The sequence below is a fragment of the Clostridium brassicae genome, assembly GCF_026738875.1.
GTDB lineage: Bacteria > Bacillota > Clostridia > Clostridiales > Clostridiaceae > Clostridium_H > Clostridium_H brassicae.
The window spans coordinates 20,626-39,571 of the sequence record NZ_JAPQFJ010000026.1 but is presented as its reverse complement, the minus strand read 5'-3'; the positions used below and the strand labels follow the sequence as shown (position 1 = coordinate 39,571).

19 protein-coding genes and 1 other annotated feature are annotated in these 18,946 nt (G+C 29.2%); of the genes, 10 read left to right on the top strand and 9 right to left on the bottom strand.

The features are described from left to right. Nucleotides 1–228: 228 nt before the first annotated feature. Nucleotides 229–441, top strand: a binding site (T-box leader). Between the two features lie 200 nt (nt 442–641). Beyond that, nucleotides 642–3,284: a valine--tRNA ligase gene (locus OW729_RS17410; RefSeq protein WP_268062824.1), complete on the top strand. Its 2,643-nt coding sequence runs from the start codon at nt 642–644 to the stop codon at nt 3,282–3,284. A 347-nt stretch (nt 3,285–3,631) separates the two neighbouring features. Beyond that, complete coding sequence (locus tag OW729_RS17405) at nt 3,632–4,930, top strand: bifunctional folylpolyglutamate synthase/dihydrofolate synthase (protein WP_268062823.1); 1,299 nt, start codon at nt 3,632–3,634, stop codon at nt 4,928–4,930. A gap of 37 nt (nt 4,931–4,967) precedes the next feature. Here OW729_RS17405 and OW729_RS17400 read toward each other — a convergent pair whose 3' ends face one another. The 3 genes from OW729_RS17400 to OW729_RS17390 form a co-directional block, all read right to left on the bottom strand. Then, a complete protein-coding gene (locus tag OW729_RS17400) occupies nt 4,968–6,083 on the bottom strand; it encodes an AI-2E family transporter (RefSeq protein WP_268062822.1) in 1,116 nt (371 codons plus the stop codon). 560 nt (nt 6,084–6,643) lie between these two features. After that, nucleotides 6,644–6,811, bottom strand: a complete 168-nt coding sequence (locus OW729_RS17395; RefSeq protein WP_268062821.1) for a hypothetical protein — start codon at nt 6,809–6,811, stop codon at nt 6,644–6,646. Nucleotides 6,812–6,974: 163 nt separating this feature from the next. After that, the gene (locus tag OW729_RS17390; protein ID WP_268062820.1) at nt 6,975–7,220 is read right to left on the bottom strand and encodes a TIGR03905 family TSCPD domain-containing protein; all 246 of its coding nucleotides are present in this window, start codon (nt 7,218–7,220) and stop codon (nt 6,975–6,977) included. A 234-nt stretch (nt 7,221–7,454) separates the two neighbouring features. Here OW729_RS17390 and OW729_RS17385 point away from each other — a divergent pair, with 234 nt between their 5' ends. Next, nucleotides 7,455–8,348, top strand: coding sequence for a YncE family protein (locus OW729_RS17385; protein WP_268062819.1), 894 nt, complete (start codon nt 7,455–7,457; stop codon nt 8,346–8,348). Here the strand turns inward: OW729_RS17385 and OW729_RS17380 are convergent. Both OW729_RS17380 and OW729_RS17375 read right to left on the bottom strand, forming a co-directional pair. After that, nucleotides 8,335–8,859, bottom strand: coding sequence for a DUF4364 family protein (locus OW729_RS17380; protein WP_268062818.1), 525 nt, complete (start codon nt 8,857–8,859; stop codon nt 8,335–8,337). The genes OW729_RS17385 and OW729_RS17380 overlap by 14 nt on opposite strands. Nucleotides 8,860–8,938: 79 nt before the next feature. Further along, entirely contained in the window at nt 8,939–9,172 is a 234-nt protein-coding gene (locus OW729_RS17375; RefSeq protein WP_268062817.1) for an alpha/beta-type small acid-soluble spore protein, read from the bottom strand. Nucleotides 9,173–9,345: 173 nt separating this feature from the next. Here OW729_RS17375 and pdaB point away from each other — a divergent pair, with 173 nt between their 5' ends. The 3 genes from pdaB (at nt 9,346) to OW729_RS17360 (ending at nt 11,570) form a co-directional block, all read left to right on the top strand. Further along, nucleotides 9,346–10,116 carry a polysaccharide deacetylase family sporulation protein PdaB gene (gene pdaB / locus OW729_RS17370; protein ID WP_268062816.1) on the top strand — a complete coding sequence of 257 codons (771 nt, stop codon included), beginning with the start codon at nt 9,346–9,348 and terminating at the stop codon, nt 10,114–10,116. 181 nt (nt 10,117–10,297) lie between these two features. Then, nucleotides 10,298–10,813, top strand: a complete 516-nt coding sequence (locus tag OW729_RS17365; RefSeq protein WP_268062815.1) for a hypothetical protein — start codon at nt 10,298–10,300, stop codon at nt 10,811–10,813. Nucleotides 10,814–10,907: 94 nt separating this feature from the next. After that, nucleotides 10,908–11,570, top strand: a complete 663-nt coding sequence (locus tag OW729_RS17360) for a single-stranded DNA-binding protein (RefSeq protein ID WP_268062814.1) — start codon at nt 10,908–10,910, stop codon at nt 11,568–11,570. Between the two features lie 45 nt (nt 11,571–11,615). Here the strand turns inward: OW729_RS17360 and dapD are convergent, their stop codons facing one another. Next, nucleotides 11,616–12,326 (bottom strand): 2,3,4,5-tetrahydropyridine-2,6-dicarboxylate N-acetyltransferase, encoded by a 711-nt coding sequence (dapD, locus tag OW729_RS17355; protein ID WP_268062813.1) that lies wholly within the window; start codon nt 12,324–12,326, stop codon nt 11,616–11,618. 169 nt (nt 12,327–12,495) lie between these two features. Here dapD and OW729_RS17350 point away from each other — a divergent pair, with 169 nt between their 5' ends. After that, nucleotides 12,496–13,650, top strand: coding sequence for a pyridoxal phosphate-dependent aminotransferase (locus tag OW729_RS17350; protein WP_268062812.1), 1,155 nt, complete (start codon nt 12,496–12,498; stop codon nt 13,648–13,650). 25 nt (nt 13,651–13,675) lie between these two features. Here OW729_RS17350 and dapB read toward each other — a convergent pair whose 3' ends face one another. The 3 genes from dapB to OW729_RS17335 are packed head-to-tail and all read right to left on the bottom strand — an operon-like array spanning nt 13,676 to nt 16,343. Then, the gene (gene dapB / locus OW729_RS17345; RefSeq protein ID WP_268062811.1) at nt 13,676–14,431 is read right to left on the bottom strand and encodes a 4-hydroxy-tetrahydrodipicolinate reductase; all 756 of its coding nucleotides are present in this window, start codon (nt 14,429–14,431) and stop codon (nt 13,676–13,678) included. 16 nt (nt 14,432–14,447) lie between these two features. Then, the gene (dapA, locus tag OW729_RS17340) at nt 14,448–15,329 is read right to left on the bottom strand and encodes a 4-hydroxy-tetrahydrodipicolinate synthase (RefSeq protein ID WP_268062810.1); all 882 of its coding nucleotides are present in this window, start codon (nt 15,327–15,329) and stop codon (nt 14,448–14,450) included. Between the two features lie 27 nt (nt 15,330–15,356). Beyond that, nucleotides 15,357–16,343, bottom strand: a complete 987-nt coding sequence (locus tag OW729_RS17335; RefSeq protein WP_268062809.1) for an aspartate-semialdehyde dehydrogenase — start codon at nt 16,341–16,343, stop codon at nt 15,357–15,359. A 459-nt stretch (nt 16,344–16,802) separates the two neighbouring features. Here OW729_RS17335 and OW729_RS17330 point away from each other — a divergent pair, with 459 nt between their 5' ends. The 3 genes from OW729_RS17330 to hslO all read left to right on the top strand — a co-directional run bounded on the left by OW729_RS17330 (nt 16,803) and on the right by hslO (nt 18,914). After that, complete coding sequence (locus tag OW729_RS17330) at nt 16,803–17,063, top strand: small, acid-soluble spore protein, alpha/beta type (protein ID WP_268062808.1); 261 nt, start codon at nt 16,803–16,805, stop codon at nt 17,061–17,063. A 212-nt stretch (nt 17,064–17,275) separates the two neighbouring features. After that, entirely contained in the window at nt 17,276–18,043 is a 768-nt protein-coding gene (locus OW729_RS17325; RefSeq protein WP_268062807.1) for a class I SAM-dependent DNA methyltransferase, read from the top strand. Next, complete coding sequence (gene hslO, locus OW729_RS17320) at nt 18,033–18,914, top strand: Hsp33 family molecular chaperone HslO (protein ID WP_268062806.1); 882 nt, start codon at nt 18,033–18,035, stop codon at nt 18,912–18,914. The genes OW729_RS17325 and hslO overlap by 11 nt, the downstream gene beginning before the upstream one ends. The last annotated feature ends 32 nt before the right edge of the window (nt 18,915–18,946 follow it).

Here is an 18,946-nt window from a genome sequence, read left to right as displayed (position 1 = left end):
CTTAAAGCAACCTTTCTCAGTATGTCCACCTCATTTCAAGTTATGAGGTTTATTGTATACTAAAATTTATATTTGGGACATAATCACATGTGTTATATTAAGACATTATCATATATCAATCAGAGAATAATTCGAAAAATATAAATAAGTATTGACAGTTTTCAAAATAAAGTTATAATAGGAGATATATTTTAGTATAAGATTTTGGTTTCAAATTTAATTAATTTTTTAAAAGCAGAGAAAAAGAGGAGTAGAGATAGAGAAGTATTAAGAGAGGAAAGATTATTAGCTGAGAGTCTTTCTATACAAATCGTCTTGAAGGTAGCTTTGGAGCTTCTTTACTGAAATATCAGTAAGTAAAGACGGTGGTCACATCGTTAATTTTAATGAGTGCTTGCAATTGCAGGAATTAAGGTGGTAACGCGCGCTGTCGTCCTTTGAAGGATGTCAGCGCTTTGTTTTTTATATTTAAAAATTAATGAATAAACAGGGTTCTTGGTTTCAAGGGGTTTTCTCACCCCGCTGAAAGGTAGAAACCGTTATCCAGAGTCGTGGCAATCTTTTACACTATTAAAAAAGATGGGAGTATTAGAGTGGCTAGACACCGGATAGAATGATATAAAATATAGGAGGTTATACAAATGGCAGAGGTAAATATAGCAAAAACTTATGATCCTAAAGAGTTTGAGGATAGGCTTTATAAAAATTGGCAAGAAAAAGGGTATTTTACTCCAGTAGTGGATGAAAATAAGAAACCTTATACTATAATGATGCCCCCACCAAATATAACAGGACAGCTTCATTTAGGTCACGCTCTTGATGGAACTCTTCAGGACTTTTTAATAAGAGCTAAAAGAATGCAAGGTTTTAGTACTTTATGGCTTCCAGGAGAAGACCATGCAAGTATAGCAACAGAAGTAAAAGTTGAAAATCAACTTTTAACTCAAGGATTAAAGAAAAAAGAAATGGGAAGAGAAGCTTTCCTTGAAAAAGTTTGGGAATGGTCTGATACATATAGAGAAAGAATAAAAACTCAATATAGAAGACTAGGAATTTCTGCAGATTATACTAGAGAAAGATTTACAATGGATGAAGGTTTAAGCGAAGCTGTAAGAAAAGTTTTTGTAGATCTTTATAACGAAGGTTTAATATACAGAGGTAACAGAATAGTTAACTGGTGTCCTAAGTGTCAAACAGCCATATCTGATGCTGAAATAGAATATGAAGAAAAGAATGGCCATTTCTGGCACATAAAGTATCCAGTAGTAGGAAGTGAAGATGAATACTTAGAAATAGCTACAACAAGACCAGAAACAATGCTTGGAGATACTGCTGTTGCAGTTAACCCTGAAGATGAAAGATATAAACACTTAATTGGTAAAAAATTAATTTTACCATTAGTAGGTAGAGAAATTCCTGTAGTTGCTGATGATTATGTTGGTATAGATTTTGGAACAGGTGCAGTTAAAATTACTCCTGCTCATGACCCTAATGATTATGAAGTTGGAAAGAGACATGATTTACCAGAAATAGTTGTTATGGATAAAAAAGGGGCTATAGTAGAAGGCTATGGAAATTACTCAGGAATGGATAGATACGAAGCAAGACGCGCTATAGTAAAAGATTTAGAAGAACAAGGATATCTTGTAAAAATAAAAGATCACGCTCATAATGTAGGAACTCATGATAGATGTGGAACAGTAATAGAACCTATTACATCAAAACAATGGTATGTAAAAATGAAGCCTCTTGCAGGACCAGCTATTGATGTAGTAAGAGAAGGAAAAATAAAATTTGTTCCTGAAAGATTCTCTAAAATATATTTTAACTGGATGGAAAACATTCAAGATTGGTGTATTTCAAGACAACTTTGGTGGGGACATAGAGTTCCAGTTTGGTATTGTCAAGATTGTGGAGAAATTATTGTATCTGTTGATGAGCCAACAAAATGTACTAAATGTTCAAGTGAAAAGTTAAAACAGGATGAAGATGTACTTGATACATGGTTTAGTTCAGCTTTATGGCCTTTCTCAACATTAGGATATCCAGCACAAACAGAAGATTTAAAATACTTCTATCCAACTGATACTTTAGTTACAGGATATGATATTATATTCTTCTGGGTAGCAAGAATGATATTCTCAGGACTTCACAGTATGGGAGAAATACCTTTTAAAACTGTATTAATTCACGGTATTGTAAGAGATAGTGAAGGTAAAAAGATGTCTAAATCTCTTGGAAATGGTGTTGACCCACTTGAAGTTATAGAAAAATATGGTGCTGATGCATTAAGATTTATGCTTGTTACAGGTAATGCACCAGGAAATGATATAAGATACTATGAAGAAAAAGTAGAAGCAGCTAGAAACTTTGCAAATAAGATATGGAACGCATCAAGATTTGTTATGATGAACCTTGATGAAGAATTAATGGATAAGTATAAAGATTGCAAGGAATATACTACTGCAGATAAGTGGATTTTATCAAGACTTAACACTTTAGTTAAAGAAGCAACAGATAATATAGATAAATTTGAACTTGGAATAGCTGCACAAAAAACTTATGAATTTATGTGGACAGAATTCTGTGATTGGTACATTGAACTTGTAAAACCTATTTTATATGGTGATGATGAAAAATCTAAAGGAGTAGTATTAAATGTACTAAACAAAGTTTTAACAAGTGGATTACAATTATTACATCCTGTTATGCCTTATATTACAGAAGAAATTTATACTAACCTTCCTGGAACTAAGGAAACAATTGTTACATCTGAGTGGCCACAATACAATGAAGAATTAGACAATAAAGAAGCAGAAGAAAACATGGCTTATGTTATAGAAGCTATTAAAGCGTTAAGAAATGTTAGAGCTGAAATGAATGTTCCAAATTCAAGAAAAGCTAAAGTTACTATATATACTGTAGAAGCTAAAAAAGCTTTTGAAGAAGGAAAGATTTATTTTGAAAAACTTGCTTCAGCATCAGAAGTTGAAATGATAGACTCTAAAGAATTAGCTCCTGAAAATGCAGTTTCTGCTGTTATAAAAGGTGCAGAAATGTTTATGCCTTTACTAGATTTAGTAGATGTTGAAAAAGAACTTGAAAGATTAAACAAAGAAAAAGAAAAACTTCAAAAAGAAATTGAGAGAGTAGAAAAGAAACTTTCAAATGAAAGATTCGTAAGCAAGGCACCAGAAGCTGTAGTAAATGAAGAAAGAGAAAAAGGTGAAAAATACAAAGAAATGTATGAAGCTGTTTTAGAAAGAATAAATAGCTTAAAGTAAAGGTTGCTTATACTATAATTTAATTTTATATTTTAAAAATAAAATTTTTAAGGTTAGGTAAAATTATTAAAGAGTCGGGGTAGGTAGGATAGAGTTCTTCTGCTTATCTTTGACTCTTTTATTTCAATACAGCTAAATTTTCAGTAAAAATAGTTGAATTTACTTTGGATTTGTTCTAAAGTTTATTTATGATAAAATTTAGGATAAACAGGATTCTTAGGAGTTTTACTCCTTAGAAGGCGCTATCCAGGGTTGTGCCATTCTTTATTTCCACTTTAAAAAAGTGAAGATATTAGAATGACTAGACATCGGATAAATTTATTTAACAAAAGATTGGGGCGAAAAATTTGAATTATATAGAAGCAAGAAAGTATATTGATGAAGCAGCAAGATTTAGTATGAAATTAGGACTTTCAAGAACAGAGAAGATACTTGAGATTCTAGGAAATCCCCATAAAGAATTAAAATGTATACATATAGCAGGTACTAATGGAAAGGGTTCTACTACAGCTATGATAACTGCTGTACTAAAAGAATCGGGTTATAAAGTAGGTATGTACACATCTCCATATATAGAGGAATTTGAAGAGAGAATTCAGGTGAATGGATTATATATAGAAAAAGAAGAATTAGCAGAAATAATAACTAAAGTTTTCAAAGCTGTTAATAAGGTCTTAGAATTAGGATATGATAATCCAACTCAATTTGAAATAATAACTTGTGCAGCTTTTTTATATTTTTATGAGCAGAAGGTTGATTTTGCAGTTATAGAAGTAGGATTAGGAGGAAGATTAGACTCCACGAATGTAATACATCCTATATTAAGTGTGATTACTTCTATAAGTTATGATCATATGAATATTTTGGGAAATACTCTTTCTGAAATTGCTGGAGAAAAAGCAGGAATTATTAAATATAAAGTTCCTGTTATATTGTATCCACAAGAGAAGGAAGCAGAAGAAGTGATAAAGAAAATATGTAGTGATAAAAAAGCTCCAATAATAAAGGTTAGAAAGGACAGTGTGGAATTTTTAGGATGTGTTGAAGAAGATAAAATATTGCAAAGAATAAGCGTAAAAGGGGAATGTGATTCCTATAATATAGATTTGTCTCTTTTAGGCAAGCACCAATTATTAAATTGTGCTACAGCTATATATGCTATAGAAGCTTTAAAAAAGAGTGGTGTGGTTACAGATAATGAGAATATAATAAAAGCTCTTTCAAAGGTTACATGGATGGGAAGATTTGAAATAATAAATAAGAATCCTTGGGTTATAATGGATGGTGCTCATAATATTGATGGTATAACAAAACTTAAGGAAAGTATAAATTCTTATGTGAAATATGATAATTTAATTTTAATTTTAGGGATTTTAGCAGATAAACAGGTTTCAGATATGGTAAAAACAATTGTGCCTATGGCTAAAAAAGTAATATGTGTAACTCCTCACAGTGAAAGGGCAGAATTAGCAGAAGAACTTAAAAAAGAAGTAGAAAAATACAATATTAATTGTGAAGCAGTTGAAAGTTATGAAGAAGCCTATAAAATAGGACTTAATTATTGTAAATCTAAGGATCTTTTATTGGCTTCAGGTTCTCTTTATATGATAGGAGATATGAGAAAAATTGTTACTAAAAATCTTTAAAATAAAAATTAGTGAAAAGTTTACTTTTCACTAATTTTTATTTTGTACTCTCTTGAATATTTTTTTCTTCTAATTTTTTAGTCATATATCTTTGTAAAAAAGTTTTAATAACTGCCATTATAGGAACTCCTAAGAACATTCCTAATACTCCAGAAATTCCTCCACCAATAGTGATGGCTAAAATTATTAAGAAAGGGTTTAAACCAACTTTATCACCAAGTATTTTTGGACCTAAGAACCAACCATCAAATTGTTGTAAGATGATTATAAATATTAATACTTCTAGAGCTTTTATTGGACTGAAGAAGACAGTTATTATTACTGCAGGTATCATTCCAATAAATGGTCCAAAATAAGGTATCATATTAGTTATACCCACTATAATACTTATAAGTAATGCATAAGGTGCTTTTAAAATAGTTAAGCCTATGGCACATAAAATTCCTATTATTAATGAGTCTATAAATTTACCAATTATGTATTGAGAAAATAATCTATTTACTTCATCTGTAAAAACTAAAAAATTGTCAACTGATTTTGTATTAAAAGTAGCATACAAAAATCTTTTAATTGTATTTTTAAATAATTCTTTGTCATTTAGTATGTATACAGATATAATAAATCCAAAAACCATTTTTAAAAATGAAGAAGTAAAGCTAACGGCTTTGTTGAAAATTGTATTAACTCCTGTATTTAATATTTCTGTTAATTTGCCAGAAGAAGTACTTAAAAGATTATTTATCCATGAAATAATATCCTTATTATTATTTAAATTTAATTTTTGAATATTTGATCTAATCCAAGATTCTGTTTTAATAGCATATTCAGGAATATTGTTTGCTAAGTCACCAATATTACTTGCGATTGTAGGTGAAATTATTGTAACTGATAATGTTATAAACCCAATTACTATAGCATAGACAATTAGAAGGCTTATTCCTCTTTTTAACTTAAATCTTTTTTCTAGGTGAATCATAAGAGGATTCAAAAGATAAGCTATCCCAAAAGCCCAAAAGAAAGGTGTTAAAATAGAGAGTAACATTCCAAAACCTTCTGCTAGAAATTCTACATTATCTATAACTTTAAAAAGTAGAAAAGAAATTATTAAAATAGGTATTAAATTTAAGTAAGGGACTTTTTTGTTTTTGAACAAGACATAATCCTCCATTTCTATGAAATAACTAGCTTGATTATATCACCAATTTTTTTATTATTCTAGTATTTTTGACATATATACAAAATTTTAATACTATGTAAAGAATAAATTAATAATTTATTTGATGTATAACCATTCTAATACTCCCATCTTCTTTAAAATTACCATGGATAACGATTTCTCTTAAAGGATAACGGCTTCTAAGGAGTAAAAGTCCTAAGAATTCTGTTAATAAGCTTTAGAGGGAATAAAAACTCTCTCTAAAGCTTAGAACTCTGTTTATATTTCATCTAAAAAAGCGGTATATTATAAAATATACCGCTGAATTTTCTCAAAGAATTTTGTTGAAATATTAATATATATAGTAAAAAACTTATAATTTTTTATAATTATCTTCATCTTGTGCTATATTTTGTGAAATGTAAGGTTCTTATCGCAATGCAGTTAATAATCTAAAACATAGCTTAAGAAAATTAAAGATAATTTTAGATAAAGTTTTAGATAAAAGTCTTATATAAAGATTAAAAATTTTTAATATATGAACTAAAAGTTATATACTAGCAGCAGCAAGGTAAACAGCAACAAGGTAAGCAACAAGAAGAACCTATTCCAGAAGCTAAGAAACCTCCACCACAGCAGCAGCAGAATATTATGATTAAGACGATTAGTATTAGAAGATCATCTCGTCTATTACAGTTACAGTTGCAGTTGCATGAGTTATTCATAGTCTAGCCTCCCTTCATAAGGAAGTTGATAAGGACAACCGCTTGTCCTGTCAATAATAGTATATGCATAAGTTTAAAAAGTGTTTTCAATTTTTATATATAAATATAAAAAAAGAATTTTAGAAATTATAACTAAAACTCTTTTTAAAATATGTTTAAGGATTTACTTGTTTTTTAATGCCTCTATAGCTTTAGACAATTGGTCTGGACAAGAGGTAGATTTATTTCCACATTTGATACCTTTTAGCTTTTTTATAACCTCGTTAATATCCATATTTTCTACAAGACTAGATATTCCTTGTAAATTTCCAGAACAGCCACCTACAAAAGAAACATTTTTAATTTTCCCATTTTCTAGATCGAAGCTTATTTCTCTTGAACAAACTCCTGTAGGTTTGTAAATATGCACAAAAACCACTCCTTTTTTATAAAATATAATAAAAATTATAAATGATTTAGGATCACTATTCAAGACTAAATACTAGGGATGTATTAAAGATTAGTACAAAGTAGCTAGGAGAAGGAAAAAGTATTTCTATTAAGTTGAAATTTATAAATTATGAGAATAAGATTTGAAAAAATATTAAATAATGACTCTCAAAATATATGATTGTCACATATTATAGTGTAGGGGGGTGAGACTATGAGTAGTTTATATGTGTGTAATACTTCTTCGGATAATATATCTGTAGTTGATATTGAAAATTTTAAAGAAGTTTATAAAATTCCTTTAAGTTATAATAGTGAGCATAGAATAGGTCCCCATGGTATATGTACCTATGAAGATAAATTAGTGATTGCAAATAATTATAGTAATACTATTTCAATAATAGATACTCAGTCTAATAAGAAAATTGCAGATTATTTTATAGGTATGCATTGTAATGATGTTGATATATATAAAGATAAAGCTTATGTAATTTGTGGAGAATTAAACTATATTATAGTTTTTAATTTACTTACAAATAAGGTAGAGGAGGAAATACCATGTGGAAATTTGCCTCATAGCATAAAAATAGACAAACAGAGAAAACGTATGCTTATAACTAACTTTGAAAATGATAGTATAACTTTAGTTGACTTAAATGATAACAAAAGCATTAAACATGTAAGAGTTGGAGCTTATCCTACTAAGGCTTTATTTACAATTGATGGAGATTATATAATTGTATGTGAAAGTAATATTGGAACAGATGTTAAAGGAAGTATAAGTATAATATCTTCAAAGAACTATAAGTTATTGAATAGAATTTTAGTAGGCAATTGTCCAGTGGACATGTATCTTGACACTTCTTATTGTTATGTTTCCAATTTTGGAGAAGGAACTATAAGCATAGCGGACATTAATTTATATAATGAAATTAAAAAAATTAATGTAGGAGGCATGCCTAGAGGTATAATAAAAAGATTAGATTATATTTACGTTGGAGATAATTATAATAATATTTTAATAAGAGTTAATGAAAAAGAAGAGAAGAAAAGAGTCATATCCATTGGTGGAGAACCTAATGGAATGACTTTCTTTAATCCTCTATAAGTACTTTAAATAGGTTATTATAAAGTTCAGAAGAATTATTTTTCCATTTAGAACAAAGTTGTTTAGCTTGTTCATTTGAGGCCACATTTAATTTAAGGTCAATTAAAATAGAGTCGTTTTCTAAAGCTTTAAGGTTTACGATATAATTATTTCCCTGAATAGTATAATCAGCGGATATGGAAATTTCATTCTTTATATTGTTTATTTGTTTTTTCAAGTAAGAATCTACTGAGTGCATTTTTGAGTCAGATATTCTATTTCCAAACAAGGATAAAACCGTCAACCCTTTTTTTGATATAATAATTCTATGTTTTCCTTCTTGTTCTATATAATCTATAAAGTTTGCATTAGCAAGCTCTGATAAGTACTGCTGAAGAGTGAAGTAGTTAATAAAATTATTTTCTAAAATTACTTCAGTAAGTTTATTATTAGAGATAGGTAGTTTTATCTTATCTAATATATAAAGTAAAAGAAGCTTATCTTCAGCTAGTTCTGCTGTATTTCCGTACATTGTCCTTCACTCCTTATATAAGAATTACATAGAATATTATATCATAAAAAGCACCGAAATAAATCGGTGCTTAAAATTTTTAAGCTTTTTTTCCATTAACCAGCTCTTGTTCAGCTAAATTAACTAGTCTTTTAAGCATTGTGCCTCCAACTTTACCGCAGTTTTTAGATGAAACTTCTCCCCAATAATCTTCAGAACCTTCATGAACCCCTAAATTAAGTTCCTCTGCTATTTCGTATTTCATTTTATCTAATACTTTATGGCAGTCAGGTACTACTTGAGTTCTACCACTGCCAGATTCTCCTAAAGCCATTATATATTCCTCCTTTATGTATGGATTATATGTTGTATTTAGTTTGCCTTGGAAAACAAGCTTTATACTGTATATATAAAACCAAAATAGTGGTTTCTTGGAAGAGAATTTTTGTAATATTTATAAAGAAGTTTATATATAAATTCAATATAGGAATTTATATAGGAGGAGTTATGAAAATAGTAGTTATATCAAAAATGAAAAAGTCAAAAAAAATTCTTTTAATAGTGGGGATGCTTTTCATAGTCGGAGTCATTGGAGTTATGGCTAATTATATTAGCAAAGGAGTATTTACAAAAGACAGAAAGTTACCTATATATTGTGTAGATACTAAAGAAAAAAAGATAGCAATTTCCTTTGATGCCAGTTGGGGAGCAAACAACACAATAAAAATATTGGACACATTAGATAAATATAATATAAAAGCAACATTTTTTTTAGTTGGAAGATGGGTAGATGAGTTCCCAGAAGAAACAAAAGAAATATATAAAAGAGGACATGAAATAGGAAATCATTCCAATTCTCATCCAGATATGACTAAAATACAAGATAGTAAAATTATACAAGAATTAGCTGCTACAGATGCGAAATTAATGCAACTTATAGGAACAGATACTAAATTATTTAGATTTCCAGGTGGAGCTTATGATAATAGAAGTGTGAGTGCAGTTGAAAGTACAAAGCACTATTGCATACAGTGGGATGTGGATAGTATAGATTGGAAGGAATTAGGGGCAGAAAAAGAATACAATAGAGTAATAACTAAAGTAAAGCCTGGATCAATAGTTTTATTCCATAATGCAGCAAAGTACACTCCAGAGAATCTTCCAAAGATAATAGAAGAGCTAAAAGGACAAGGCTACGAATTTGTAAAAATATCAGATCTTATATATAAAGAAAACTACCATTTAGACAATACAGGTAAACAAATATTAAATAATTAAAAATACCCATTGAAATATAAATCATAAATGTATTATAATGGAAATATAACCAATTATATTTTGGGGAATATTTAATGACAATATAGCTTGTAGTTTAAATAGACTAATAAAATTTATTTATCTGTTTAAACTATGGTTAAGAAGTGGTCAAGCAAAATATTCTAAAAATGGAGTTGGTTAAATGAAAACAATAGCTTTCATTGGAGAGGATAAGGTTAGAAATTTTAAATCCAACGTTTTAGAATTTGTGAATAGTTACTCTAATGACTATAAAGAAGTAGCTAATGAGTATGTAACTAGTAATAAATATGCTGATTATATTGTTATAAACTCAAATAGTTACTCTGATATAGAAGTACTAAAATGCAAGTATTGTCTAGTTAATATGGATAAATCATTTCAAAAAGAGCTTTGCATTTATGGAAACTTAATTACTTATGGTTTTGGAAATAAGAGTACTATAACTGTTTCAAGTATAGAAGATGAGAATGAAGGGTTTGTTTACTGCCTTCAGAGATATATAAATATAGATTGCTCACATAATATAGAACCTCAAGAAATACCTATATCTCTTAAATTTGAAGATGAAGAAGAATTATATTGTTATATGGTAGCTATAACTATATTGTTAATTGAAAACGTTGGTGATGAAAAGTTCCTTGAAAAATTACTAAATAAATCATTAAATAAAAAGTAAAACATCAAATTTAATGTTATATTTTTCTATTTATGTGAATATTTATATTTCAGTAAGATAAATTAAAAAAAAACTAAGGGAGAGAGGGGTAACAATGGACAATTTAATGTTGAATAACAAAATTTATTTAGAAGGTACTTGTGTAGCAGGGCTAGAATTTAGTCATGAAATGTATGGAGAGGGATTTTATGTTTTTCAATTAGCTGTAAATAGGCTTAGTGATGCAAAAGATATCTTACCTATAACAGTTTCAGAAAGGCTATTAACTGAAATAGATATAAGGGAAGGAGTAGATTTAGTTGTTGAGGGACAGCTAAGGTCTTACAATAAGTTTATTGATGGCTCAAATAGATTAATATTAACTGTATTTGCAAGAGATATTCAACCATGTATAGAAAGAAGTAAGAATCCAAATCAAATATTTTTAAACGGTTTCATATGTAAACCGCCTGTTTATAGAACAACTCCTTTTGGAAGAGAAATAGCCGATATTTTGCTTGCAGTAAACAGGCCATATAATAAATCTGATTATATACCTACTATTTCATGGGGAAGAAACTCTAGATTTTGTAAGGTCTTAAAAGTAGGAGACAATATAAGAGTTTGGGGAAGACTCCAAAGTAGACAATATCAAAAGAAAATTTCAGAAGATAAAGCTTTAACTAAAACTGCTTATGAAGTTTCTATATCAAAATTAGAGCTTGTTGGAGAAAATGATAATGAAGATAGGGAGATTTTTGGAGAATCTGCTCAGTAATGAAAATAAAAAAGTACTTAGAAACAAGCTAAGTACTTTTTTTATTTATTTTCTTAAATCTTCCATTAATTTTGTTTTATCTTTAGTTTTAATATCAACATGCTTAATTGTTTTTGCAGGGCTTCCAGCTACTACTACACTTTCAGGGACATCTGATACAACAACGGAACCAGCGGCAACTACTGAATTAGCACCTATTTTAACTCCTTCAAGGATAACTGCATTTGCTCCTATTAGCACATTATCTCCTATTTCACAAGGTGATTTACTTGGTGGTTCTAATACTCCAGCTACAACTGCTCCAGCCCCAAGGTGTACATTGTTACCGAGTTTTGCACGAGCGCCTAGTACAGCATTCATATCAACCATAGTTCCTTCACCGATTTCGCATCCTATGTTTATAACAGCCCCCATCATTACTACAGCATTTTTACCTATAGAAACTCTGTCTCTTATAATTGCACCTGGCTCTATTCTAGCTTCAATATTTTTCAGATCTAACATAGGTATAGCTGAGTTCCTTCTGTCATTTTCTATTCTGTATTTTTTAATTTTATCTTTGTTATTTTCTAGAAACGATAAAACTTCTACGCTTTCGCCAAACAAAACATAAAAATTATTTTGACCAAAGCAGTCTATGGTTTCTAAGTTGGCACTGCTAAGGTCTCCATCCACATATACCTTTAAAGGAGTGGATTTTTTAGCTTCTTTTATGTATCTTGCTATCTCATATGGATCGGTAAAATCGTAATTCATGTTGTTTAAACCTCCTGTATAATAATTAAATATAATTCTTATTATAATAAATATTATTAGTATTTAAAAGTCATAATATGTAAGAAAACTAATTATACTAGACATAACGGTAAGAGCTGAGTAAAATGTATATTATACATAAGCATAAACTTATTGAGGGGGCTATAAAATGAATACCTTTATTGCTACAAATGTACAAAATATTGAGATATCAGGAATAAGAAAATTTTATAATAAAGTTGCAGGAGAAAAGGGGGTAGTCTCTCTTACTTTGGGGCAGCCGGATTTTAATGTACCACAAAATATAAAAGATGCTATGATAGAGGCGATTCAAGAAAATAAAACTGCTTATACATCTAATGCAGGTATTGAAGAATTAAGACGTGAGATATCTATTTATCTTAAAGAGGTATTTAATATTGACTATGGTAAAGAAGAAATTTGTTTGACTATAGGTGGTAGTGAAGGTCTTTTGTCTACTTTTACAGCTCTTATAAATAATGGGGATAAAGTACTTATACCTACTCCAGCATATCCAGCTTATGAAAGTTGTGTTAAATTATTAGGGGGCACTGTTATAAATTATAATTTAAAAGAAGATTTTTCTATAGATTTTCATAATCTTAAATGTATAATAGCTAAAGAAAATCCTAAAATAATAGTTTTATCATATCCATGTAATCCTACAGGAGCTGTTTTAAGTAAAGATGACAGAGATAAGCTATATGAAATAATAAGGAATAACAAAGATATAGTTGTAATAACTGATGAAATATATAGTTCTTTAACTTATGGTGAAGATTATTTTTCTATTGCTCAGTTTAAAGACGTTATAGAAAGGGTTGTTCTTGTAAGTGGTTTTTCAAAAATGTTTTCTATGACTGGGTTAAGGCTAGGATATGTTTGCGCTGTTAAGGGGTTAATGGATAATATTATGAAAGTACATCAATATAATGTATCTTGTGCACCATCTATTGTACAATGGGGGGCTTATGAGGGGATAAGGAGTTGTCTTGAAGATGTTGAATATATGAAAAATGAATTTATTAAGAGAAGAGATTTTGTGTATAAGAGACTAATAAATATGGGTTTTGAAGTAAATCTCCCAAAAGGGGCTTTTTACATATTTCCTTCTATTAAGAAATTTAATATGAGAAGTGAGGAGTTTTGTGAAAGAGCTTTGAAGGAAGCTAAAGTAGCAGTGGTTCCAGGTTCCGCTTTTGGAAAAGGTGGAGAAGGATATTTTAGAATCTCTTATTCTTATAGTTTAGAAGAACTTGAAGAAGCTATGAACAGATTGGAAAAGTGGGTAAATACTTTATAAAAAAATAAAAGTGCATTAAGCACTTTTATTTTTTTATAATATTGTCCATGGAGTACATACCTTTTTCTTTTTGGTACATAAATTCACAAGCTTTTAATGCTCCTACGGCAAAAACTTCTCTAGATAAAGCAGAGTGCTTTAGTTCTATTAGTTCACCTTGTCCTGCAAAAATAACTTCATGTTCTCCAACTATGCTGCCACCTCTTATAGCATGAATCCCTATTTCTTTATGGTCTCTTTTACATATTCCGTCTCTACCCTTTTTAAATTCTGTTTCTGAGGGAATAGCATTCTTTATAGTGTTTGCTAAAAGTAAGGCTGTTCCACTTGGAGAATCTACCTTTTGATTATGATGTTTTTCAATGATCTCTATATCATAATTTTCATAAAGCATTGCACTTATATCCTTTAAAATGTTGTTTATAAGGTTTATACCTATTGACATATTTGCGGAGCGAAAAACAGGTATTTCTTTTGATGCTTTTTCAATTTCATATAATTCTTTTTCAGAATATCCAGTTGTACACAAAACAATAGGTAAAGTTTTTTCTTTACAGTATTGAAGTAGTGAAGAAAGAGTTTCTGGTCTAGAAAAATCTAAAACTACATCAGCTTCAATATTACTACATTTTTTTATATCTGAATAAACAGGGTATCCTACAGAAGTATCATCATTTCTATCAATTCCAGCCACTATAGATAAAGATGGGAAATTTGCTATACTGTTAGATATAACTCTACCCATTTTTCCTAAGCATCCGCTTAGTATAATTTTTACCATGGAAATTAATCCCCCTCTATATTTGTCTGTAATTATCTAAATCTGTTTTTAGTATGTTTAGATTGCTTTCTTCCATATCACATAAAGGCAATCTTAAATTTCCAACATTCATACCTAAAAGATTCATAGCAGTTTTAATAGGTATAGGGTTTGTTTCTATAAATAATGAATTTATTAAAGGAAGCATTGTTAATTGTAAGTTTAAAGCTTCATCAAGTTTTTTATCAAAATAATATTGACACATATCATGAACGTCTTTTGGAAAAATATTTGCTGCAACAGAGATTACTCCTGCTCCACCAAGAGACAATACAGGAATAATTTGATCATCATTTCCTGAGTATATATCTATTTTATCTCCACATAAAGCCTTCATTTCAGCAACTTGACTTAAATTTCCGCTAGCTTCTTTTATACCTACTATATTTTTAAGTTCAGTTAGTTTTAAAAGAGTTTTAGGAGCTAAGTTTAATCCTGTTCTACCAGGTACATTGTATACGATTATAGGTATATTAACATTACTATCAATTGCTTTAAAATGTTCAACTATCCCTTTTTGTGTTGTCTTGTTGTAGTAAGGTGTGATAACTAAAAGTCCATCAACTCCTATACTTTCAGCCCACTTGCTCATGCTTGCAGCAGCTAGAGTATTATTACTTCCTGTTCCTGCAATTACAGGTATTCTTTTGTTTATAACGTCTACTGTAAATTTTATAGTTTCTTTTTTTTCAGATTCTGACATTGTAGAAGCTTCACCAGTAGTTCCACATATAACAATAGCATCAGTACCAGATTTTACATGCCATTCTAAAATTTCCTCTAATTTTTTAAAATTTACTTTGTTTTCTTCGTTAAAGGGAGTAATAATAGCTACTCCAGAGCCTTTGAATAATGTCATTTTAAGTCCTCCTTAGGAATAATCAAATTATTTTATTAAATATTCTGCAATTTGAACAGCATTAGAAGCTGCTCCTTTTCTAATATTATCAGCTACTACCCATAAATTCAATCCATTTTCTATACTAAAATCTTTTCTAATTCTTCCTACATAAACTTCATCAGTTCCAGCTGAATGAATTGGCATAGGATATTCTAAATTCTTAACATCGTCCTTTAAAATTATTCCCTCTGAATTCCTATATAATTCAAAGATATCATTTAAATTAAAATCATTTTTTAACTCTACATTTATACTTTCGCTGTGTCCGTAGAAAACAGGAACTCTTACTGTAGTAGCAGTTATTCTTAAAGAATCATCATGAAGTATTTTTTTAGTCTCGTCTATCATTTTTATTTCCTCTTTTGTATAGCCGTTATCTAAAAATGAATCAATATGAGGAATTAGGTTTCCAGCTATTGGGTAAGGAAATTTATTTGGAGCTTCTCCCTTATATCCATTTTCTAAGTCAGTGTATCCACCAACCCCAGCACCAGAAACGGCTTGATAAGTAGAATAAATTATTCTATCTATTCCATACTTATCATGAAGAGGTTTTAAAGCTACAACAGCTTGAATAGTAGAACAATTAGGATTAGCTATTATACCTTTGCTCCATTTTGTATCTTCAGGATTAACTTCAGGTACAACTAAAGGTACTTTAGGATCCATTCTCCAAGCACTACTATTATCAATAACAGTTGCATTGTATTTTACAAATATTGGAGCATATTCTAAACTAGTGCTCCCACCAGCAGAAAATAAAGCTATGTCTATTTTCTTGTTTTTAATATTATCTTCTTTTAACTCTTCTACCACAAAGTCTTTTCCTTTAAATTGAAGAGTTTTTCCTGCAGATCTTTTTGAAGCAAATAAATAAAGAGTATCAATTGGAAAGTTTCTTTCTGCAAGAACTTCTAAAAATTTGTTTCCTACCATTCCAGTAGCGCCTACTACAGCAACATTATAAAGCATTATAGGTCCCCCCTAATATAAATTTATATTTTTATCTCACAGTCAAATTCAATAAAAATAAAAAAACATATATTTTTTATTATATAACCTATATTCACAAAAATACAAATGTTTTTCAATATAAAATACTAAATTATGCATAAACAGAGCTTTTGGCTTTAGAGGGGTGTTGATTCCTACTAAAGCTTAGGAAACGTTATCCACAGACGTAGCAGCCTTTTATTACAACTTTGAAGAAGGTGGTAGTATTAGAGCTGGTCATCGGATAAATTTTTATTATCATTATATAATATGCATTTTAGCTTTATATGATAAAAAATATTTTAGAATGAACTTGTATTAAAAAAATAAATAGCATACCTAAAATGTGCAATTAAGGTCTTAAAAGATAGATTAGTATAAAAATCTCTATTTTTGAGAAATATATTACTAAATTAAGTCTTAGGGAGGGCAAAAAAAATGGGGAATACTCCTTTGAAAAAAGTTATAAAAGCTAAATTAAAAAGAGATAAAGAGTTAAGTGAATTAGAAAAATTGAGAGAAAAGATGAAGTATGAAATTGCAAAAGAACTAGGTCTTAGTGAAAAAGTAGATACATATGGATGGAGTGCATTGACCTCTGAAGAAACGGGAAGAATAGGAGGTGTAATGACAAAAAGAAAGAGAGAGATGAAAATTCCTAAAAATGATGAAATACTCAAAATAGATAGAAATACTTAATTTAAACAAGATTAAAGATGCTCTAATAACTACATATATCCTAGATTTAGTTGATTTTTCTTTATATAAATAATAATATATTTTAGAGTAATAAATAAATTAGATTATGTTTTCACATGCTGTTAAGCTGTTATAATAAAGAATGTAAAACTACATTACATTGTAAAATGAAGACATAGTTAAAGTAAAATCAACTGAAATGGGGGAATAAATTGAATTGTTATAAAGAATTTTCAAGTATATATGACAAACTTATATACAACGATATTGATTATAAAAAAATGGGTAAAGCTATAATTGACTTATGTAAAAAATATAATGTTGAAAAGAATGATTATCTAGATTTAGCTTGTGGTACAGCAAATGTTACAAAAGAAGTTAGTAAAGAGTTTAAAAACATTTGGGCTGTAGATTTATCCTGTGACATGTTAGGTATAGCATCAGATAAATTAAGTGAAGAAAGAATAAAAGCACAGTTAGTATGTCAGGATATGAGTGAGCTAAATTTAATGAGGAAATTTGACTTAATAACTTGTGTTCTAGATTCTACGAATTATATTACTGATAATAATGAATTAGAAAATTATTTTAAAAGAGTATACAATCATCTAAAAGATAATGGATTGTTTGTTTTTGATATAAATTCTTATTATAAAATTACTGAAGTTCTAGGAAATAATATATATAATTATGATGATGAAGAAATAGTATATATATGGGAAAATATACTAGAAGATGATGTTGTAAGTATGTATCTTACATTCTTTGTAAAAGAGGGAGAATTGTATAAGCGATTTGATGAAGAACATGAAGAAAGAGCTTATAGTGAAGAGTTTTTAGATAATCTTCTAAGTAAACTAGGTTTTGAAATCTTAGAGAAATTAGATAATTATAATGATAATAAAATTTCAACTAAGACAGAAAGAGTAGTATATGTACTTAGGAAAAAAATATCAGGGGGAAATGATAATGAAAGATAAATTAATAAAAGCTGTTGCAAAAGAAGGCCAGGTTAGAGTAATAGTGGCTACTACAACTAATTTAGTTAACGAAGGAGTTAAATTACATAATTGTGCTCCAACGGCTGCTGCTGCCTTTGGAAGAATGTTAACTGCAGGTAGTTTAATGGGTTCTATGTTGAAATCTGAAAAGGATGCTGTAACTTTAAAAATTTTAGGAGGAGGTTCGGCAAAGGGGGTAGTGGTTACTTCTCACAGTAATGCTGGAGTAAAAGGATATATCGGAAATCCTAGCGCAGATTTGCCGCCTAATGATTTGGGCAAATTAGATGTAAGTGGCATTATTGGAAAAGAAGGAAACTTATTTGTAATAAGAGATATGGGATTAAAAGAACCATACATAGGTCAGGTGCCTATATACACTGGAGAAATAGGTGATGATCTTGCTTATTATTTTACTGTATCTGAGCAAGTTCCTACTGCGGTTGGATTAGGAGTACTTGTAGACAGAGATTTAAGCATTAAATATGCAGGGGGATTGATAATTCAAATGATGCCAGGTGCAGATGAAATGCTAGCTGATCTCATAACTTTTAGGCTCCAGGATTTAGGATCTATAACAAAAGCTATGTCAGAAGGAAAAGATGCAGAAGATATATTGAATTTCTTATTTGATGATATGGAAATAAAAATATTAGATACTATGGAACCTACTTATAAATGTGATTGTTCTAAAGAAAGAGTTGAAAGAGCTTTAATAAGTTTAGGAAGAGAACAATTAAAAGAAATACGTGATGAAAATAAAACTGAAGAACTTAAGTGTCATTTTTGTAATAAAAGTTATAAGTTTACACCCGAGGAAATTGATGAAATTTTAAAAGAATTAAATTAGAATTATGCAAAAATAAAAAAATAGTGATTTTT

Excerpts from the sequence above, each read along its gene's own strand:
- OW729_RS17375 (WP_268062817.1), bottom strand. The coding sequence starts at position 9,172 with ATGGCTTTAGGAGAATCTGGCAGTGGTAGAACTCAAGTAGTACCTGAC.
- OW729_RS17350 (WP_268062812.1), top strand. The coding sequence starts at position 12,496 with ATGAATACCTTTATTGCTACAAATGTACAAAATATTGAGATATCAGGA.
- OW729_RS17395 (WP_268062821.1), bottom strand. The coding sequence starts at position 6,811 with ATGAATAACTCATGCAACTGCAACTGTAACTGTAATAGACGAGATGAT.
- OW729_RS17330 (WP_268062808.1), top strand. The coding sequence starts at position 16,803 with ATGGGGAATACTCCTTTGAAAAAAGTTATAAAAGCTAAATTAAAAAGA.
- hslO (WP_268062806.1), top strand. The coding sequence starts at position 18,033 with ATGAAAGATAAATTAATAAAAGCTGTTGCAAAAGAAGGCCAGGTTAGA.
- OW729_RS17335 (WP_268062809.1), bottom strand. The coding sequence starts at position 16,343 with ATGCTTTATAATGTTGCTGTAGTAGGCGCTACTGGAATGGTAGGAAAC.
- OW729_RS17360 (WP_268062814.1), top strand. The coding sequence starts at position 10,908 with ATGGACAATTTAATGTTGAATAACAAAATTTATTTAGAAGGTACTTGT.
- pdaB (WP_268062816.1), top strand. The coding sequence starts at position 9,346 with ATGAAAATAGTAGTTATATCAAAAATGAAAAAGTCAAAAAAAATTCTT.
- OW729_RS17410 (WP_268062824.1), top strand. The coding sequence starts at position 642 with ATGGCAGAGGTAAATATAGCAAAAACTTATGATCCTAAAGAGTTTGAG.
- OW729_RS17385 (WP_268062819.1), top strand. The coding sequence starts at position 7,455 with ATGAGTAGTTTATATGTGTGTAATACTTCTTCGGATAATATATCTGTA.
- OW729_RS17365 (WP_268062815.1), top strand. The coding sequence starts at position 10,298 with ATGAAAACAATAGCTTTCATTGGAGAGGATAAGGTTAGAAATTTTAAA.
- dapB (WP_268062811.1), bottom strand. The coding sequence starts at position 14,431 with ATGGTAAAAATTATACTAAGCGGATGCTTAGGAAAAATGGGTAGAGTT.
- dapD (WP_268062813.1), bottom strand. The coding sequence starts at position 12,326 with ATGAATTACGATTTTACCGATCCATATGAGATAGCAAGATACATAAAA.
- OW729_RS17380 (WP_268062818.1), bottom strand. The coding sequence starts at position 8,859 with ATGTACGGAAATACAGCAGAACTAGCTGAAGATAAGCTTCTTTTACTT.
- dapA (WP_268062810.1), bottom strand. The coding sequence starts at position 15,329 with ATGACATTATTCAAAGGCTCTGGAGTAGCTATTATTACTCCCTTTAAC.